The organism is Alteromonas nitratireducens, from assembly GCF_040812025.1.
Taxonomy (GTDB): domain Bacteria; phylum Pseudomonadota; class Gammaproteobacteria; order Enterobacterales; family Alteromonadaceae; genus Alteromonas; species Alteromonas nitratireducens.
Map to the genome: position 1 here is coordinate 51,644 of NZ_JBFNPK010000019.1, position 18,099 is coordinate 69,742.

The window sequence follows — 18,099 nt, forward strand, 5'->3', positions numbered from 1 at the left end:
AATGGCGCGTATTGTAGCATTTACCGGCGCGAATGCCGCTCAAAATTCACCGATAACGTCTGCAATGGCATCGTGCCGGGCGCTGGCAATGGCAGCTTTGATGTCAGGGCCTTTCAGCCCCTGTCTGGCAATAGCGCCAGCGTCGACGGCCTGCGCTGCGGTAAGGGCGGACTGCAGGTAATCGGTATGGGCATCGGGGCAGTAGCACCTGATGGTTTTTAACAGCAGAGTAAATCGTTCAGGCTTGCGCCAGGCGTCGGTCTGGTTGAACAGCGTCAGCACGTCGCAGGCAGACAGACGCGACTGACAAACCTGCGGCAAATGCGCGGCCACCAGTGCCGCGAGGGCAGATACCGTGTTCGGTGCTTTTAGCCTTGCACAAAGCCGGGTGGCCTCATCCACGCTGAGTGTCGCACACAGCACAGCCATCCGCGCTTCCAGCGGTAACGCCATCGAACCACAGCGACGAAGTGCATCATACGCCGCGTGAGGCGGCGGTGGGAGCTCACTGAACCACACCGTGAGGGCCTGGCTGTCGGCAAGCACACGAAAATACACATCGGGATCGTTTTCCATCAGGCTGCGACGGGTTTCGGTCCATACCCGCTCGGCCGTGAGGTGAGCAAGCTCACCGTCGGCAGCCATCTTTTGCATCAGCAACAGGGTGTCGGCATGTACCTGAAACCCCAGGTGCGCATACCGTGCAGCGAAACGTGCAACCCGGAACACCCGCAGCGGATCTTCTGCAAACGCCCCGGACACATGGCGCAACGTACGCTGATGCAGATCGTCAAGGCCGTGGTAGGGGTCGATAAGTGCGCCATGTTCATCGCGCGCCATGGCGTTAACCGTCAGGTCCCGGCGTAGTAAGTCCTGCTCCAGCGTGACATCGGGCGAGGCATTGCACACAAACCCGGTGTAGCCGTTACCACTTTTACGCTCGGTACGGGCCAGGGCGTATTCTTCTTTGGTCTGCGGATGCAGGAAGACGGGGAAATCGCTACCCACCCGCGTAAAACCGCGGTCAAGCATCTCCTGCTCGGTGGCGCCAACCACCACATAGTCGCGTTCAGTCACCTGTCGGCCAAGTAATTCATCTCGAACGGCGCCGCCAACCAAATACGTTTGCATGTTGCTGAAAGTCTCTTTATTGCGAATTTTCGGGGTTAATTATGCCTTACCTGTACACAGATTGCTGGCAAGTTTTGACATCTTGCATGGCTCTGGTAGTTTACTTCCAGACACTAATTTCATTCCAGTCAGGCAGTGCATGTATCTCAACTATTACGGGTTGAATGATAACCCGTTTTCGATTGCGCCCAACCCGGATTACCTTTACATGAGCCCGCGTCACAAAGAGGCGCTGGCGCACCTCACCTTTGGATTGCGCGAAAGTGGTGGGTTTGTGATGCTGACCGGAGAGGTCGGTACGGGGAAGACCACCGTGTCGCGTAAGCTGTTGCAGCAGTTACCGGATAATACCCAGGTTGCAATGATCCTCAATCCGACGCTATCGGCACTGGAGCTGCTTGCCACAGTCTGTGATGAACTGGGGGTGAGCTACGACGCAGACAAAGCGAGTCTGAAATATTTTACCGATCGGATCCTGGCCAAACTGGCTGACAATCATCAGGCGGGCCTGAACACAGTGCTAATGGTGGATGAGGCGCAGCACCTCATGCCGGAAGTGCTCGAACAACTGCGCTTACTGACCAACCTGGAAACCAACCGCGAAAAATTACTCAAAGTGGTGCTGATTGGCCAGCCGGAGTTACAGCAATTGCTCAAGCGTAATGAGCTTCGTCAGCTGGCACAACGCATCACAGCCCGGTATCACCTGTTACCGCTGACAGCCCCTGAAGTCTCTGCCTACATTGCTCACCGGCTGTCGGTGGCAAACGGAGATATCAGCATTTTCAGTAAACACACCCTCAAAGCCGTGCATCAGATAACCGGCGGGATCCCGCGTGTCATTAACCTGCTATGTGACCGCGCCCTGACCCTGTCTTTTACCCGCCAGTACGCGGTGGTGAGAAAGTCGATGTTCATTGCTGCCGCGGAGCAGATCCTGGGTGAGGATGTGGTGGCGCAGCGTATCCAGAGTCAGCGCAAGGTGACCCTGGTGCTGAGCTTTATTGTGGCGATTGCCGTGGGCTATGGTGTCGGGAGGCTGTATGTCTGAGCGTATCGGCATTGAGCAGGTAAAGCCGGGCATGGTGATTATTCAGATCACCCGTCAGAATGGTCCGGTTAAAATTCGAAAATCCGGCCTGGTCAGCAGCGAAGCAATGGTCCAGGGACTGGCCGAAATGGGGGTGCAGGAAGTAGAGGTGGACCCTGAGCAAACGGTAGAAATTGCCACACCGGTCACACATCGGACCCAGACTCAGGCGCTGTTGCGCGGTCAGCATGACACCACCGCCCGGGTTGACCATACGCTGTCAGATCAGTTTAACCGCAGTCTGTTTTTACCCACCGTGCAGAGCCTGCCGTCGGTGTGGAAACTGTACCTGCGCCAGAGCTTGGTCTTTGCTCTGATTATTCTTGGCGGGCTGAGTATTGGCTTTACCGCGGCGACCTATTCGTTATGGTGGCCGAAAGCCGCAGGTCCGCAAACCGCGGGGTCTTCCACCGAATCGACAGTGACGCCGGTGGCTGTGCAGTCGTCCGCCGCAGCGCCTTCTGAGGCGTTGCAGAAGCCGCAGCCGGATAACGCCGCAGGCATGCTGTCCGGAGAGACGCAGTCCGTGGTGCAGGCCGGGCAAGCACAAGGCAGTCAGGATAAGGCAACGCCTGAGCCGGCGGCGACGACCGTGGCGCAACAATCCGCTTCCGATGCAGCGCCCAACGCGGATGATGTTGAGGGGCGTATTCTGAACCAGCCACAGGACAGTGATGTGAAAGTGTCGGCCGACTTGCTGGCCAGATTCAATAAAGCGGTTGAAGCGCTGGACAATGAAGCGCAGGACGGTGAGAGCATGGAACCGAAAGTGACGGTTCATGACAACCTGCCGCGTGTGGATCAGTTGCCGGTGCGTTTGCTGACCCGGTTACCCACAATGAACTTTAGTGCCCATATGTATGCGTCTAAAAAACGAGATCGCTGGGTACGGGTAAACGGCAAACAACTGGGTGAGGGTGACTGGATTGATGATCGGGTGCAGATTGTCAGCATTGAACCCCAGCTGGTGGTGCTGGGGTTTGAAGAAGAATTATTTACGATGGCGGCCCTGACTGACTGGTAAGGGTTAGCCGGGTACCTGGTGAATAAACACTTCGCGGAAGAATTTACCGAGGTTGATATTAAACTCTTCGGGCCGGATCCCCGACACAATCTCATCGTCACTGTGCGACAGGTCAACCCGCTTAATCTCACGGTAACCGCCGTCGCCGTTAGTGCTGTAGAAGGTCATCACTACCGGGCTCAGCATATCGTTTTCACCGATATGTGACACAATACCCAGCTTGCCACTGGCCAGGCGCACCAGTGAGCCGACCGGATGAACGCCGATACACTGCACGAACTGTTTGACCAAATCCTGATCGAGGCCTTTCTCTTTGGTCAGGCGCTTCAGTGCCTGGGTCGGGGTAATACTTTGTTTGTGCGGACGGTTTGAGATCATTGCATCATAAGAGTCGATAATGGCGGCGGCTCTTGCCAGTGGTTCAATCGCTTCGCCACTCAGCCCTTTCGGGTAGCCACTACCATCTACGCGCTCATGATGCTGCTCGATAATGTTAAGCACCAGATCAGAGATGTCACCACACTGTTCCAGCATATCGAGGCCCACTTCCACATGGCTTCTGACCGTGGCCATATCTGCCGCCGACAACTTGCCATTGGTGATACGTAACTCTTCAGGCAATGAAGACATGCCAACGTCCATCAGCAGGGCGCCAAGTGCGGCTTCTTCAATGGTCTCGCGGTCATAGCCGAGATGTTCAGTGAACATGCCCATCAGGATGCTGCAGTTGATAGAGTGTTCCAGCAGGTAGGCGTCAGTATCCTTGATCATGGTCAGGCATGACATGGCGTCTTTGTTATCAAACACGCTGTCCATCAGGCTGGCCGAAAGGTCGCTCATGGTACTTAAGTCTTTCGGTGCTTCGCGGTTCAGGGCATTAATAAACCCTTTCTGAATGGACTTAGCCTGTGAATACAGGTCGCTGGCTTCACTCAGCGCCTCCTGGTTTGTGCGTTTTGCCTTTGGCGCCGATTCAGCGGCAGACCCGGGCCTGGGCTCATTTGCGGTTTCTTGAGATTCAGGCAGGCGGGACTTATCAAGATCTACCTCCACCGTCAGGATCCCTTTTGCTTTCAGAGCATCAATTACCGACTGAGTTTTTACCAGCCCTTTGGATCGCATTTTCAGACGTCCGGTCTGTTCGAGTACCTGGTTAACATACATACCCGGAATCAATTCATCGATTGCGACCTTTTTCAGCATGGTTTCTCCTGTGTGCAAAGAGGGTCAGGTGGCAGTAGCATCAAGGTCCTGCCGGATTTCACGAGCGCAAATTCCTCGTCCTTGTTTACTGCTTTATGATAGTCAAAAAAACACAGGAAAGTATACCACGATGCGATGACAGGAGGAGGTAAACTTAAGGCTAAGCAGACAGGAAGTGATGCCGGTTACAGTGCCTTGTAACCGGCAATGATCGCTAGAGCCAGGCGGGCTGGCGTTGTTCAAATTCTGCAATTCGCTCGGTCAGCTCAAGAGTTTGACCAATAGCATCCAGTCCTTTGAGCAGATTCTGCTTATGGTGTTCGGCAATCCCGAAGCTGGCCTGCCAGTTGCCGGCGGTAACGGTCTGTTCAGCCAGGTCTACAGTGATGGCGGTATCTGGCGCGCTTTTTACCAGACCAAACAGGGTATCCATGTCCGCGCTTGCCAGGGCAACCGGCAGTAACTGATTGTTAATGCAGTTACCGTAAAAAATATCGGCAAAGCTGGTTGCAATGATCACCTTAAATCCGAAGTCCGCCAGTGCCCAGGGGGCGTGTTCACGGCTTGAACCACACCCAAAATTTTCGCGCGCCAGCAGAATACTGGCACCGGCATAGTCGGGTTTGTTGAGCGTGAAATCAGGGTTAGGCACCTTCTCTTCGGTGTCCAGATAACGCCAGTCATGAAACAGGTGTTTGCCAAAACCGGCGCGGCTTACGCTGGTCAGAAACTGCTTCGGAATGATCTGGTCGGTATCGACGTTTGCCTGATCAAGCGGGGCGGCTGTGCCGGTATGCTGGGTAAATCCTGTCATTACTTACTCCTGGAATTCTCTGATATCTGCAAAACGGCCTTTCAGCGCTGCTGCCGCTGCCATCGCCGGGCTGACCAGGTGGGTGCGTGCCCCTCGTCCCTGACGACCTTCAAAGTTCCGGTTGCTGGTAGACGCACAACGATCGCCGGGCTGCAGCAAGTCGTCATTCATGCCAAGACACATAGAGCAGCCCGGTAGCCGCCATTCAAAGCCTGCCTCGATAAACACTTTGTCCAGTCCCTCCTGTTCGGCCTGACGTTTTACCGCCCCGGATCCGGGCACCACAATGGCAGTCACCGAGTCGGCTACCTTACCTTTGGCAGCTATCGCTGCTGCTGCGCGTAAATCCTCGATGCGGCCGTTGGTGCAGGAACCAATAAACACATGCGACACTGGCGTATCAGTAAGCCGGTCTCCCGGTTGCAGCCCCATGTATTTCAGCGCCTTAACCGCACTTTCATGTTCAATCGGGTCGGCAAAATCATCCGGTGACGGAACCGGCGATGTCACACCAATTACCTGACCCGGGTTGGTTCCCCAGGTCACCTGCGGGGCAATCTCGTCAGCATGCAGCTCAACCACGGTGTCGAACGTGGCGTCATCATCACTGTGCAGGGTCTGCCAGTAGGCCAGCGCCTCGTCCCACAGCGTACCATCAGGCGCATATTCGCGGCCTTTGATGTAAGCAAAGGTAGTCTCGTCAGGGGCAATCATGCCGGCTTTGGCGCCGGCTTCAATGCTCATATTGCAAATGGTCATGCGAGCTTCCATCGACAGACCTCTGATGGCTTCGCCCGCATATTCAATGACATGCCCGGTGGCGCCGGCATGACCAATTTTGCCAATGATGGCAAGAATAATGTCTTTGGCCGTGAGCCCGTCGGCCAGCGTACCCGCTACATTTACCAGCATGGTTTTTGCGCGGCTCTGTTTAAGCGTTTGTGTGGCGAGGACATGCTCGACCTGTGAGGTGCCAATGCCAAAGGCAAGCGCCCCGAAAGCGCCATGTGTTGCGGTATGGGAGTCGCCGCAGACCACGGTCATGCCCGGCAGGATCAGCCCGAGTTCAGGCCCCATTACATGCACGATGCCCTGTTTCTGGTGACCGACCGGGAACAGGGTGATGCCGTGCGCTTTGCAGTTATTGGCCAGGGTCGTCAGCTGCAGCGCGTTTTGCGGCCCACAGGCGTCCAGCGCCAGCGACTGTGTGGAAATACTGTGATCCATCGTGGCTATGGTGCGATCCGGACGGCGCACTTTTCTGCCTTTTTCATTGAGGCCGGCAAAGGCCTGTGGTGAGGTCACCTCATGAATAAGGTGCCGGTCAATATACAGCAGGCTGTCATCGCCAAGCTGGTCGACAACATGAGCCTGAAAGACTTTTTCGTACAGGGTTTTTGCCATCTTACTTCTCCTGCGCTTTTAACTGACGAACCACTTCATCGCCGACTTCAGACGTACTTGCGGCTGGCCCCGTATTCTCGGCGGTCAGCAATTCTGCGGTCACCACGCCCCTGGCCAGTGTCGCGACGACCGCGGCATCAATGGCATCGGCCGCAATGGGCTGATTCAGGCTGTAACGCAGCATCATAGACGCTGACAGGATCTGGGCAATAGGGTTTGCAATGCCTTTGCCTGCGATGTCGGGGGCCGATCCTCCGGCAGGCTCGAACAGGCCGAACCCATCTTCATTCATGCTGGCAGAGGGAAGCAACCCCATTGAGCCGGTCATCATGGCGCATTCGTCAGAAATGATGTCGCCGAACAGGTTCGAGCACAGCATCACGTCGAACTGTGCGGGATTTTTCATGAGCTGCATGGTGGCATTGTCAATGTAGATATGGTCCAGCGTGACATCCGGGTAAGACAGCGCCACCTCTTCGGTGACCTCGCGCCACAGGCGACTGCAAGACAGCACGTTGGCTTTATCCACGGACGTCACATGGCCCTTGCGTTTGCGCGCGGCTTCAAACGCTGCTACCGCAATGCGCTGGATCTCACGACGGCTGTAACGCATGGTGTCAAACGCAAACTCGTCGTCGCCGCTGCCCTCCCGTCCCTTAGGCTGGCCAAAGTAGATGCCACTGGTGAGTTCCCGTACCACCAGCACATCAACGCCAGCCGAGGCAATATCAAGGCGCAGTGGCGAGAGCGACTCCAGACCAGGGTAAATACGCGCGGGGCGCAGATTACTGAACAGGTCGAAGTGGCTGCGTAGGGTCAGCAGGGCGGCACGCTCCGGTCGTTGTTCCAGTGGTAGGTTATCCCATTTGGGGCCGCCGATAGACCCAAACAGAATGGCATCGGCCTGCTCACAGCCCTGCAAGGTAGCGGGCGGCAGGGCCTCGCCTTCGGTGTCAATGGCATAACCGCCGACCGCGTAAGGTGTGCGGGACAGGGTCAGGCCAAACTGCTGCTCGATAACATCCAGTACCTTGTTGGCTTCCTGCATGACTTCCGGCCCGATGCCGTCACCGGCGAGCACGGCAATTGAATACTGGCTCATTTAAACTCCTGCTACACGTTCTTGTTGGTTTCGCTGCCTGTCAATCTGATCAGCCAGGTGAGTGTTGTTAAGTACGAAAATCAGCGCTTTCACGCCGGCCTCGACAATGTCGGTTGCCAGGCCGATACCATGGAAACGGCGGTGGTTATATTCAGCGATGACACTGACCTGGGCCAGTGCATCGGCACCTTCGCCCTTGGAGTCGAGTTTGAAGTCGACCACGTCAATGTCTTCATGACCTATCATGTCCATGATGGCTTTGTAGGCGGCATCGACCGGCCCGTTACCAACTGCTGCGCGGGTAACGACATCATCGCCAATCTGCATTTTCACCGTTGCGCTGGGAATAATTTCACGCCCGGATGTCGCCTGTAAGTAAAGTAACTGGTAATGCGCATGGTCATGCTTTTGTTTATCAAAAAACAGCAGCGCTTCAAGGTCATAGTCATAAACCTGCCCTTTTTTGTCTGCCAGCTTCAGAAATGCGTCATAAACCGCATCCAGATCATAATCGTCAGGCTGATAGCCAAGCTCGGTAAGACGATGTTTGATGACATGCCGGCCGGAGCGTGAGGTAAGGTTCAGGTTGTTTTTGTTTATGCCGACACTTTCGGGCGTCATGATTTCGTAGGTATTCTGGGCTTTCAGCACGCCATCCTGATGGATGCCGGAGGAATGGCTGAACGCATTGCCGCCGACAATCGCTTTGTTGGATTGCACCGGCATGTTACATAACTGGCTGACCAGTTTGGAGGTCCGCGAAATTTCTGTGCTGTTGATGCGGGTATCCAGTCCGAGCAGGGCATGACGGGTTTTCAGGATCATGGCAATTTCTTCCAGCGCGGCATTACCGGCCCGTTCGCCAATCCCGTTGATCGTGCACTCTACCTGGCGCGCGCCTTGTTCAACCGCGGCCAGCGAGTTGGCTACCGCCAGACCCAGATCATTATGGCAGTGCACCGAAATCGTCGCTTTGTCGATGTTCGGAACGCGCTCAAACAGGGTGCGGATAATGCCACCAAACTCTGTTGGCGTTGTGTAGCCGACGGTGTCTGGAATGTTAACTGTACTCGCTCCCGCAGTGATAGCGGCTTCTACCATGCGGCACAGGTAGTCAATATGCGTGCGTCCGGCATCCTCGCAGGAAAACTCTACATCGTCAGTGTAGCGACGCGCATGCTTTACCGCCGCTACAGCCATCTCAACAATCTCGTCCTGAGACTTTCTCAGTTTGGCGTTAACGTGAATATCCGAGGTGGCAATAAAGGTATGAATACGAAACTGGTCAGCCACCTTCAGGGCCTCACCACAGGCGTCGATGTCCGCGGGTAAGGCACGGGAGAGCCCGCAGACGGTGGCATTTTTCACTTCTTTGGCAATCATCTGTACCGAGCGAAAATCACCAGGCGACGATACCGGAAAACCGGCTTCGATAATGTCCACACCGAGACGTTCCAGCGCAAGCGCAATCTGAAGTTTTTCCCTGGCACTTAAACTGGCCGGTAAGGCCTGCTCACCGTCTCTGAGCGTGGTATCGAAGATTTTGACCTGATTTGTCATGGCGCTCTCTCTGTATTCAGTCAAAAAAAAACCCGTGCGGGGCACGGGTTTTTTGTGTTGTTTGCTACTCGCAATCTACCCGTGCAGTCTTGCTGCCATAAGAAGAAGGATAGATAGTAGAAAAGTAGCCTGCATAAATTGTTTGTTACTGTCTGACCAGTTCGTGACAGTCAATGTAACGGGGGAAGTCTGTGGGGTCAACCTTTGTTTACAATGTTCGGTATAAAAATGCCTGATGATGGGTAGAGAAACTTGCAAGTCAGGTTTTTTTCGGGTTAAGGCGAAACGTTTTCCAGTTAATCCCGAATGACAACATCATTTCGCGCAGGCTGAGCGCTCGGGGACTGATGCGGCCTTTATGATTCCAGCTGTGTCCACAGCAGGCGGCAGTCATGGTGGCTTTGGACGGTTTGACTAACTGGCGGGAGGGCTCATTAGCCGACGCAGTTTGTTCAGGGGCACCGTTAAACGTAAACCAGCCATATTTGTTGGTGTGCAGTCGCAGACTGTCGCGTTCAACCCGATCGACAGAGTCCAGTTCGATATGCTCATTATCAAGGCGGGTGATCAGCACCGGAACCACCAGGCCAGGCGCGGCATACTGTGAGAACCAGTCTGCAGTTTTATCGCTGTCGGGCTGTTTGCCGGGGCATTTCGCGGCCTGTTTGGCCTGCCAGCTGGCATTATGAGTATCGACCTCAAGCGGTGACTGATGGTGGGCAAGCTCGTAGGCTGCCCGTTTTACATAATAGGGCAGTCCGCTCAGGCGCCGACGCAGCAGGCTGATTTGCGAAGGGCCGTGGGTCGCGAGGCTGGCAAGCTCGCGTTCGTACAGCGCATTGCAAAGCTCGGCGATAGGCTGGCCGTTGCCCTCAGACAGACTCTGATGGCCGAAAATATCGGTCTGAGTGGACGGGTTGTCAGAAGCCTGGGGCATAGCGCTGCAGTGTACGACTAAATAGCCATAACGTAGCAGTAAAAAAAGGGGATAGCTACGGCTATCCCCTTTTTTGTCTTACTGACCTTTAATTTCGCTGCGGCCGCGGTACACCGCCTGCGAGCCGAGTGCTTCCTCGATGCGCAGCAGCTGGTTATATTTTGCAACGCGATCTGAACGGCACAGAGAGCCTGTTTTAATCTGGCCTGCAGCCGTACCTACTGCCAGATCCGCGATGGTAGCATCTTCGGTCTCGCCGCTGCGGTGTGAAATTACCGCAGTGAAACCGGCCTCTTTGGCCATGCTGATGGCATTGAGTGTTTCTGTCAGCGAGCCAATCTGGTTGAACTTGATAAGGATTGAGTTACCAATGCCGTTATCAATACCGCGCTTAAGGATCTTGGTGTTGGTTACGAACAAATCGTCACCGACCAGCTGTACTTTGTCGCCGATTTTCCTGGTCAGCGATGCCCAGCCGTCCCAGTCACTCTCATCCAGGCCGTCTTCGATAGACACGATTGGATATCGCTGCACCAGCTCTGCCAGGTAATCCCCAAAGCCTTCCGAATCGAAGGTTTTGTCTTCGCCTGACAACACATACTGGCCGTCTTTGTAAAACTCTGAACTCGCACAATCAAGCGCCAGCGTGACATCTTCATTCATTTTGTAGCCAGCATTTTCTACCGCTTCAACAATGACCGCCAGGGCTTCTGCATTAGAGCTCAGGTTCGGGGCAAAACCGCCCTCGTCACCAACGGCGGTATTAAGGCCTTTGGCTGACAACACTTTTTTAAGGCTGTGGAAAATCTCCGCACCCATACGCAGCGCTTCTTTGAAGCTCGCAGCGCCAACCGGCTGAACCATGAATTCCTGGATATCAACGTTATTGTCGGCATGCTCACCACCGTTGATGATGTTCATCATTGGCACTGGCATAGAGTATTGTCCCGGCGTACCGTTGAGGTCAGCGATGTGTTCGTAAAGCGCGACGCCCTTCTCTGCGGCGGCCGCTTTTGCTACTGCCAGAGACACCGCCAGGATTGCGTTGGCGCCCAGCGTTTCTTTGTTTTCTGTGCCGTCCAGCTTAATCATGGTGTCATCGATGGCGGCTTGTTCAACCGGATCCTGACCCAGCAGTGCAGGGGCAATAACATTATTGATGGCAGCAACGGCTTTGGTAACACCTTTGCCCAGGTAGCGGGATTTATCGCCATCGCGCAGTTCCAGTGCTTCGCGAGAACCGGTAGACGCACCTGATGGTGCGGCTGCACGTCCCATCACACCGCTATCCAGATAGACATCTGCTTCTACGGTGGGGTTTCCGCGTGAGTCAAGGATCTCACGACCAATGATGCGACTGATTTTCGCCATAGTTTTTCCTCAATATGTTGTTTAGAACGCCACCCAAACGGACGTTTCCTGAATGTTATAAATTAATGATTCTCTTTCTGAAACTTGCCTGCTGCGGCAACAAATCCGGTAAACAGCGGGTGCCCGTCACGTGGCGTAGACGTGAATTCCGGGTGGAACTGGCCCGCAATGAACCACGGATGGTCTGGTATTTCAATCACTTCGACAAGACGTTTGTCAGTGGACAAACCACTCACCTTCAGGCCAGCGCCCTCAATCTGGTCGCGCAGGTTGTTGTTGACCTCATAGCGGTGACGGTGACGCTCGTAGATTTCGTCGTTGCCATAAATGCTGTGAACTTTGGTGCCCGGGATAAGGTGGCAAAGCTGGCTGCCCAGGCGCATCGTGCCGCCCAGGTCTGAGCTTTCATCACGTTTTTCCTTGGTGCCCGCGGCGTCAAGCCATTCGGTGATAAGGCCGACGACCGGGTAGGGTGTTTCCGGGTCGAATTCTGTGCTGTTGGCGCCTTCCATGCCTACCACATTGCGGGCGTACTCAATGAGTGCCACCTGCATTCCCAGACAAATGCCCAGGTAAGGGACTTTGTTTTCACGCGCAAAGCGCACGGCAGCAATTTTACCTTCGATGCCACGCTCGCCAAATCCGCCAGGTACCAGAATAGCGTCCAGCTTCTTCAGCATGTCTGTGCCTTTACTCTCGATATCCTGCGAATCAATGTAATGGATATTTACGGTCAGGCGGTTTTTGAGACCCGCGTGTTTCAGCGCTTCGTTAACCGACTTATAGGCATCCGGCAGTTCAACATATTTACCAACCATGCCAATATTGACTTCGCCAGTCGGGTTCGATTCGGCATACAGAACCTGTTCCCACTCCGTCAGGTCAGCTTCTTTGCAGTTCAGACGGAAACGGTCAACCACCAGTTGATCCATACCCTGCGCTTTCAGTGCGGCAGGGATACGGTAAATACTGTCGACGTCTTTCAGTGAGATAACCGCTTTTTCTGCCACGTTAGTGAACAGCGCAATTTTGGAACGCTCAGTTGCAGGCAGGGCGCCGACAGAACGGCACACCAGAATATCCGGCTGAATACCAATAGAACGCAGCTCTTTGACAGAGTGCTGTGTTGGTTTGGTTTTAACTTCACCTGATGCGGGCATATAAGGCACCAGTGTCAGGTGCATGTACATGGCGTGGTCACGGCCAAGCTCGGTGCCAAGCTGACGGATTGCTTCCAGAAACGGCTGTGACTCGATGTCACCAACGGTGCCGCCAATTTCAACAATCGCGACGTCATGGCCTTCTGCACCTTCAATTACCCGGCGCTTAATCTCATTGGTAATATGTGGAATAACCTGAATGGTTGCGCCCAGATAGTCGCCCCGGCGCTCGCGTCGCAATACTTCTTCATACACCCGTCCTGTGGTGAAGTTGTTGCGCTTGGTCATGCGGGTACGGATAAATCGCTCATAGTGACCCAGGTCAAGGTCGGTCTCGGCACCGTCATCCGTTACAAACACTTCGCCGTGCTGAATCGGGCTCATGGTGCCCGGGTCGACGTTGATGTAAGGATCAAGCTTTAACATGGTGACAGTAAGACCACGTGCTTCAAGAATAGCGGCAAGTGATGCAGCAGCAATACCTTTACCAAGCGATGATACGACACCACCGGTGACGAAAATATAATTTGTCATGCGAAACCTAAGGCGTTGGGTTGTAAGGGTAATCAATGTTGGGCGGCAGTAATGACGGGCCGCACCAGGACGGGGTAATAGTATAGCGAATCAGCAACGGGCAAACAATCTGTTTGCCCGTTTTAACGTCACCTAATTCTCGCTCAGGCGTTTTAACGTGTAGATGAGATCCTGTGCCTGCCGGGGTGACAGCTCATCCGGGTTCAGTTTTTCCAGTGCATCGATCACCGGATGAGGTTTATCCGGGAAGTGCAGATGGGTTTGGGCGGGTTGTGGCGCCGGAGTGGCCAGCGCGTTTGCCGTCTCACTGTCGCTGACCACTTTGCTGGATTCCAGTACGGCCAGTTTGGCACGGGCAGACTCAATAACCTGGCGCGGAACACCGGCCAGTTGCGCTACCTGCAGGCCATAACTTTTACTGGCCGCGCCGGATTCCACTTTATGCATAAAGCGGATCGTATCGTCGTGCTCGACGGCGTCCAGGTGGACATTGGCCACCTGCGGATGAGAGTCGGGCAGCGCGGTAAGCTCAAAATAATGCGTGGCAAACAGCGTGTAAGCGTTGAGTTTGTCTGCCAGATAGCTGGCGCATGCCCAGGCCAGTGACAGACCGTCATAGGTGCTGGTGCCGCGACCAATTTCGTCCATCAGCACCAGCGAGCGGTCGGTGGCGTTGTGCATAATGTTGGCCGTTTCGGTCATCTCCACCATGAAGGTAGAGCGTCCGGACGCCAGATCATCTGACGCGCCAATGCGGGTAAATATTCGGTCGATGGGGCCAATGGTGGCGCTTTTGGCTGGCACAAAACTGCCGATGTGTGCCATCAGGACAATCAGCGCGGTCTGGCGCATGTAGGTCGACTTACCGCCCATGTTGGGGCCGGTAATAATCAGCATGCGCTGACTGGCATCCAGACACAGCGGGTTGGCAATGAACGGATCTGACATGACCTGTTCGACCACAGGGTGGCGGCCTTCCTGATAAGTGAGCACCTGCTCGGCAGATAACGTAGGTCGGTGCCAGTCGAGCGTCAGTGCGCGCTCGGCAAAACACGCGAGCACATCCAGCTCCGACAACGCAGCTGCGGTATCCATCAGTGCACTGATATGTGGTGCAATAGTATCGAACAGGGCGTCGTAGAGCTGCTTTTCCAGCGCCAGTGCGCGGCTCTGGCTGGTGAGCACCTTGTCTTCGTGCTCTTTCAGCTCAGGGGTAATGTAGCGTTCGGTATTCTTCAGGGTCTGGCGGCGGATGTAATCGGCCGGTGCATTGGCACTGGCGGCCCGGCTGATTTCGATGAAGAAGCCGTGCACCTTGTTGTATCCCACCTTCAGCGTGCTGATGCCGGTACGCTCGCGTTCCCTGACTTCCATGGCATCAAGGTAATCGGTGGCACCCTGGGACAAGGCGCGCAGCTCATCAAGTTCGGCACTGTAACCCGGGGCAATCACGCCACCGTCACGGATCACCACCGGTGGGTTGTCGATAATCGCCCGGTTCAGCAGATCCTGCAGCTCAGGATAGGCACTGACTTTGTTACGCAACCCGGCGATAAGCGGGGTGTCATATCCTGCCAGTGATCCGTGAACGTCATCCAGCAGGTTAAGCGCATTTCGCAGCCGCGCAAAATCGCGGGGGCGGGCTGAGCGTAGCGCCAGCCGCGCCATGATACGTTCAATATCACCAATGGATTTTAACGTGTCACGCAGCGCATCGGGCGGCATGGCGATCATGGCCTCAACCACATCCTGGCGTGCGGTCAGCGTATGACGGTCGGTGACCGGTGCATGCAGGAAGCGTTGCAGTAAGCGACTTCCCATGGCGGTGCAGGTGCTGTCCATGACTTTAAACAGCGTATTGTCCTGACCACCCTGCAGGTTATGGGTCAGCTCCAGATTGCGGCGGGTTGCCGCATCCAGTTGCACAAAGGTGTCCTGTTGTTCCTTCTGAATCTGACGAATGTGGGGCAGTGCAGTACGCTGTGTGTCTTTTACGTACTGCAGTACGCAGCCTGCCGCGCCAAGTCCTTTGCTAAGATCGTCGACACCGAAACCACTCAGCTCGCGGGTTTCGAACTGGGCGGTTAACTGAGTGACCGCGGTATCAATATCAAACTCCCAGTCGGGACGCCGCCGTAACCCTTTTCTTTGTTCAATCAGCGCCAGGCTGTCAAAGCCTTCAGGATAAAGTAATTCGGCAGGATTCAGACGCTGTAGTTCGGCCAGCAGTTGTTCGTCGCTGTCTGGCTCACTGACCACAAAGCGGCCGCTGCTCACATCCAGGGTTGCCAGCCCATAGTGCATACTGTGGCCACAGACTGCAGCCAGAATGTTATCGCGGCGCTCCTCAAGCAATGCTTCGTCGGTGACCGTGCCCGGCGTAACAATGCGCTGAACCTGACGTTCAACCGGCCCTTTGCTGGTGGCCGGATCGCCGACCTGCTCGCAGATTGCGACCGATTCGCCCATCTTAACCAACCGTGCCAGATAACCTTCTACGGCGTGATAGGGTACCCCTGCCATGGGGATTGGATCGCCGCCGGATTTGCCTCGTGCGGTAAGCGATATGTCCAGCAATGACGCCGCCTTCTTGGCGTCGTCATAAAACAGCTCGTAGAAGTCGCCCATGCGATAAAACAGCAAAATGTTTGGGTGTTGCGCCTTAATCTCCAGATACTGGCGCATCATTGGCGTATGTGATTCCAAATCAGCCTCGTGTTGGTGTTCATGAACTCAGTCTTACAAACAGCAAGTGTACCACTGCGGGTGGTCAGTCTGAAAAGCCGATTGTATATTACAATGACATTTTACCGACTGGCTTCGTATTATTGTTATGCACTTTCCTTTTTCAACGACAACCTTACCTACCCACGAAGAAATCTGTGCGTTAGGGGATGCGCTGCGCAAGCGAAACTGGACCATCTCGTGTGCCGAGTCCTGCACCGGCGGCGGTCTGGCTTACACGTTTACCCAGGTTGCCGGCTCGTCTGACTGGTTCAGACAGTCATGGGTTACCTACTCGAATGACGCAAAGCACGACAGGTTAGGGGTGAGTACCCAAACCCTTGAGCACTTTGGGGCTGTGTCTGCCGAAACCGTGGAAGAAATGGTCAGCGGCGTTGCTCGTATTGCAGAATCCGAAGTGGCTATATCGGTAAGCGGTGTCGCCGGTCCCGGTGGCGGCTCAGCAGAAAAGCCGGTCGGTTTAGTCTGGTTCGGCTTTTATCTTAATGGCGAGATTGTCACCGAAAAACAACAGTTCGATGGCAGCCGTCAACACATACGGGAGCAAGCGATTGCTTATGCACTTCGCTTTGTCTTTCAATGGTTGAATAACTAGTACGCAACAGAGGATATGAAGAGGGGACGGAGGAAGGCTTACAAATCAAAACCTTCCAATCGCAGGGATGCGATTGGAGAGCCCCCATGGATGGGTTTACGGCGTGTTTTGATTTGTAAGCCTTCCTCCGGGCCCGTTTTCTGCCATTGTTTAAATTTCTCAGAAATACTTGAAACTGTATAATTGTACAGTATAGAATGCCGTCAATCGTTGGTAGTATGCCAACCCAAATTCAAGTGCAAATCCCAGAGGATAGTGACGTGGACGATAACAAATCAAAAGCCCTGTCGGCGGCTGTCGGACAAATTGAAAAGCAATTCGGTAAGGGCGCCATTATGCGTCTTGGTGATAACCAGGCGATGGATATTGAAGCCATTTCTACCGGGTCACTGAGCATTGATATTGCGCTTGGGATTGGCGGTCTGCCATGTGGTCGTGTCGTTGAAATTTATGGTCCTGAGTCATCGGGTAAAACCACGCTGACCCTGCAGGTTATTGCCGAAGCGCAGAAAAAAGGAAAAACCTGTGCATTCGTTGATGCTGAACACGCACTCGATCCGGTTTATGCCGAAAAACTGGGTGTAAATATTGATGATCTGCTGGTATCACAGCCGGACACCGGTGAACAGGCACTGGAAATCTGCGACATGCTGGTACGTTCAGGTGCGGTAGATGTAGTGATTGTTGACTCGGTTGCTGCATTGACACCGAAAGCAGAGATTGAAGGGGATATGGGCGACTCACACGTTGGTTTGCAGGCGCGATTAATGTCTCAGGCGCTGCGTAAACTGACCGGTAATATCAAGCGCTCCAACACCCTGTGTATTTTCATCAACCAGATCCGTATGAAGATTGGTGTGATGTTCGGTAACCCGGAAACCACAACCGGTGGTAACGCACTGAAGTTCTACTCATCAGTACGTCTGGATATCCGTCGCATCGGTTCGGTAAAAGAAGGCGACGAAGTCGTCGGTAACGAAACCCGCGTGAAGGTGGTTAAGAACAAGGTTGCACCACCGTTCAAACAGGCAGAGTTTATGATCAAGTACGGTGAGGGGATCAGTAAAGAAGCCGAACTGATTGACCTTGGCGTGAAACAGAAACTGGTGGACAAAGCCGGTGCCTGGTACAGCTATAAAGGCGACCGCATTGGTCAGGGCAAAGCGAATGTTATTAATTTCCTTAAGGAAAACCCTGACATTGCTAATGAAATTGAGCAGAAAATCCGTGCCGAGTTGCTGCTGCCGAAAACCCATAAAGCCGAGGAGGCTGAAGGGGAGTCACAAGAAACGTTGTCATAAGCCTTCTGACTGACTAGTCCTGATATAAGTTGACACTTATTTCAGTTTAAAGCGCCCGGTGAACTTCATCGGGCGTTTTGTATTTTAGGGCCAGATGCGGCCTTTTCTCATTATAAATCGCGACAGAC

14 protein-coding genes are annotated in these 18,099 nt (G+C 54.3%); 4 read left to right on the forward strand and 10 right to left on the reverse strand.

Annotation, left to right across the window (positions count from 1 at the left end; all coding sequences use genetic code 11):
- Positions 1 to 39: 39 nt before the first annotated feature.
- Positions 40 to 1,131 carry a tRNA nucleotidyltransferase/poly(A) polymerase-related protein gene (locus AB1N33_RS14450; protein WP_411272274.1) on the reverse strand — a complete coding sequence of 364 codons (1,092 nt, stop codon included), beginning with the start codon at positions 1,129 to 1,131 and terminating at the stop codon, positions 40 to 42.
- Between the two features lie 139 nt (positions 1,132 to 1,270).
- Here AB1N33_RS14450 and AB1N33_RS14455 point away from each other — a divergent pair, with 139 nt between their 5' ends.
- The gene (locus AB1N33_RS14455) at positions 1,271 to 2,182 is read left to right on the forward strand and encodes an ExeA family protein (protein ID WP_411272275.1); all 912 of its coding nucleotides are present in this window, start codon (positions 1,271 to 1,273) and stop codon (positions 2,180 to 2,182) included.
- A complete protein-coding gene (locus tag AB1N33_RS14460; RefSeq protein ID WP_411272276.1) occupies positions 2,175 to 3,245 on the forward strand; it encodes a general secretion pathway protein GspB in 1,071 nt (356 codons plus the stop codon). Before AB1N33_RS14455 ends, AB1N33_RS14460 begins: the two co-directional genes overlap by 8 nt.
- A 3-nt stretch (positions 3,246 to 3,248) precedes the next feature.
- Here the strand turns inward: AB1N33_RS14460 and AB1N33_RS14465 are convergent, their stop codons facing one another.
- The 9 genes from AB1N33_RS14465 to mutS all read right to left on the reverse strand — a co-directional run bounded on the left by AB1N33_RS14465 (position 3,249) and on the right by mutS (position 16,018).
- Positions 3,249 to 4,448 (reverse strand): HD-GYP domain-containing protein, encoded by a 1,200-nt coding sequence (locus AB1N33_RS14465; protein WP_411272277.1) that lies wholly within the window; start codon positions 4,446 to 4,448, stop codon positions 3,249 to 3,251.
- A gap of 214 nt (positions 4,449 to 4,662) precedes the next feature.
- On the reverse strand, positions 4,663 to 5,262 hold the full coding sequence (gene leuD / locus AB1N33_RS14470; RefSeq protein ID WP_411272278.1) for a 3-isopropylmalate dehydratase small subunit: 600 nt from the start codon (positions 5,260 to 5,262) through the stop codon (positions 4,663 to 4,665).
- A 3-nt stretch (positions 5,263 to 5,265) separates the two neighbouring features.
- A complete protein-coding gene (gene leuC, locus AB1N33_RS14475) occupies positions 5,266 to 6,666 on the reverse strand; it encodes a 3-isopropylmalate dehydratase large subunit (protein WP_411272279.1) in 1,401 nt (466 codons plus the stop codon).
- A 1-nt stretch (position 6,667) separates the two neighbouring features.
- Positions 6,668 to 7,768, reverse strand: a complete 1,101-nt coding sequence (leuB, locus tag AB1N33_RS14480; RefSeq protein ID WP_411272280.1) for a 3-isopropylmalate dehydrogenase — start codon at positions 7,766 to 7,768, stop codon at positions 6,668 to 6,670.
- Positions 7,769 to 9,328, reverse strand: coding sequence for a 2-isopropylmalate synthase (gene leuA, locus AB1N33_RS14485; protein WP_411272281.1), 1,560 nt, complete (start codon positions 9,326 to 9,328; stop codon positions 7,769 to 7,771).
- A gap of 259 nt (positions 9,329 to 9,587) precedes the next feature.
- The gene (locus AB1N33_RS14490) at positions 9,588 to 10,265 is read right to left on the reverse strand and encodes a hypothetical protein (RefSeq protein WP_411272282.1); all 678 of its coding nucleotides are present in this window, start codon (positions 10,263 to 10,265) and stop codon (positions 9,588 to 9,590) included.
- A 78-nt stretch (positions 10,266 to 10,343) separates the two neighbouring features.
- A complete protein-coding gene (gene eno / locus AB1N33_RS14495) occupies positions 10,344 to 11,636 on the reverse strand; it encodes a phosphopyruvate hydratase (protein WP_411272283.1) in 1,293 nt (430 codons plus the stop codon).
- Between the two features lie 62 nt (positions 11,637 to 11,698).
- Positions 11,699 to 13,330 (reverse strand): CTP synthase, encoded by a 1,632-nt coding sequence (pyrG, locus tag AB1N33_RS14500; RefSeq protein ID WP_411272284.1) that lies wholly within the window; start codon positions 13,328 to 13,330, stop codon positions 11,699 to 11,701.
- A gap of 132 nt (positions 13,331 to 13,462) precedes the next feature.
- Positions 13,463 to 16,018: a DNA mismatch repair protein MutS gene (gene mutS, locus AB1N33_RS14505; protein ID WP_411272287.1), complete on the reverse strand. Its 2,556-nt coding sequence runs from the start codon at positions 16,016 to 16,018 to the stop codon at positions 13,463 to 13,465.
- A gap of 145 nt (positions 16,019 to 16,163) precedes the next feature.
- Here mutS and AB1N33_RS14510 point away from each other — a divergent pair, with 145 nt between their 5' ends.
- Positions 16,164 to 16,670: a CinA family protein gene (locus AB1N33_RS14510; protein ID WP_411272285.1), complete on the forward strand. Its 507-nt coding sequence runs from the start codon at positions 16,164 to 16,166 to the stop codon at positions 16,668 to 16,670.
- Positions 16,671 to 16,930: 260 nt separating this feature from the next.
- Positions 16,931 to 17,971 (forward strand): recombinase RecA, encoded by a 1,041-nt coding sequence (gene recA, locus AB1N33_RS14515; RefSeq protein WP_411272286.1) that lies wholly within the window; start codon positions 16,931 to 16,933, stop codon positions 17,969 to 17,971.
- Positions 17,972 to 18,099 lie beyond the last annotated feature (128 nt).

What these genes read in the sequence shown, in the direction of transcription:
- AB1N33_RS14450 (WP_411272274.1), bottom strand. Translation starts at nt 1,131, where the DNA reads ATGCAAACGTATTTGGTTGGCGGCGCCGTTCGAGATGAATTACTTGGC.
- AB1N33_RS14455 (WP_411272275.1), top strand. Translation starts at nt 1,271, where the DNA reads ATGTATCTCAACTATTACGGGTTGAATGATAACCCGTTTTCGATTGCG.
- AB1N33_RS14460 (WP_411272276.1), top strand. Translation starts at nt 2,175, where the DNA reads ATGTCTGAGCGTATCGGCATTGAGCAGGTAAAGCCGGGCATGGTGATT.
- AB1N33_RS14465 (WP_411272277.1), bottom strand. Translation starts at nt 4,448, where the DNA reads ATGCTGAAAAAGGTCGCAATCGATGAATTGATTCCGGGTATGTATGTT.
- leuD (WP_411272278.1), bottom strand. Translation starts at nt 5,262, where the DNA reads ATGACAGGATTTACCCAGCATACCGGCACAGCCGCCCCGCTTGATCAG.
- leuC (WP_411272279.1), bottom strand. Translation starts at nt 6,666, where the DNA reads ATGGCAAAAACCCTGTACGAAAAAGTCTTTCAGGCTCATGTTGTCGAC.
- leuB (WP_411272280.1), bottom strand. Translation starts at nt 7,768, where the DNA reads ATGAGCCAGTATTCAATTGCCGTGCTCGCCGGTGACGGCATCGGGCCG.
- leuA (WP_411272281.1), bottom strand. Translation starts at nt 9,328, where the DNA reads ATGACAAATCAGGTCAAAATCTTCGATACCACGCTCAGAGACGGTGAG.
- AB1N33_RS14490 (WP_411272282.1), bottom strand. Translation starts at nt 10,265, where the DNA reads ATGCCCCAGGCTTCTGACAACCCGTCCACTCAGACCGATATTTTCGGC.
- eno (WP_411272283.1), bottom strand. Translation starts at nt 11,636, where the DNA reads ATGGCGAAAATCAGTCGCATCATTGGTCGTGAGATCCTTGACTCACGC.
- pyrG (WP_411272284.1), bottom strand. Translation starts at nt 13,330, where the DNA reads ATGACAAATTATATTTTCGTCACCGGTGGTGTCGTATCATCGCTTGGT.
- mutS (WP_411272287.1), bottom strand. Translation starts at nt 16,018, where the DNA reads ATGATGCGCCAGTATCTGGAGATTAAGGCGCAACACCCAAACATTTTG.
- AB1N33_RS14510 (WP_411272285.1), top strand. Translation starts at nt 16,164, where the DNA reads ATGCACTTTCCTTTTTCAACGACAACCTTACCTACCCACGAAGAAATC.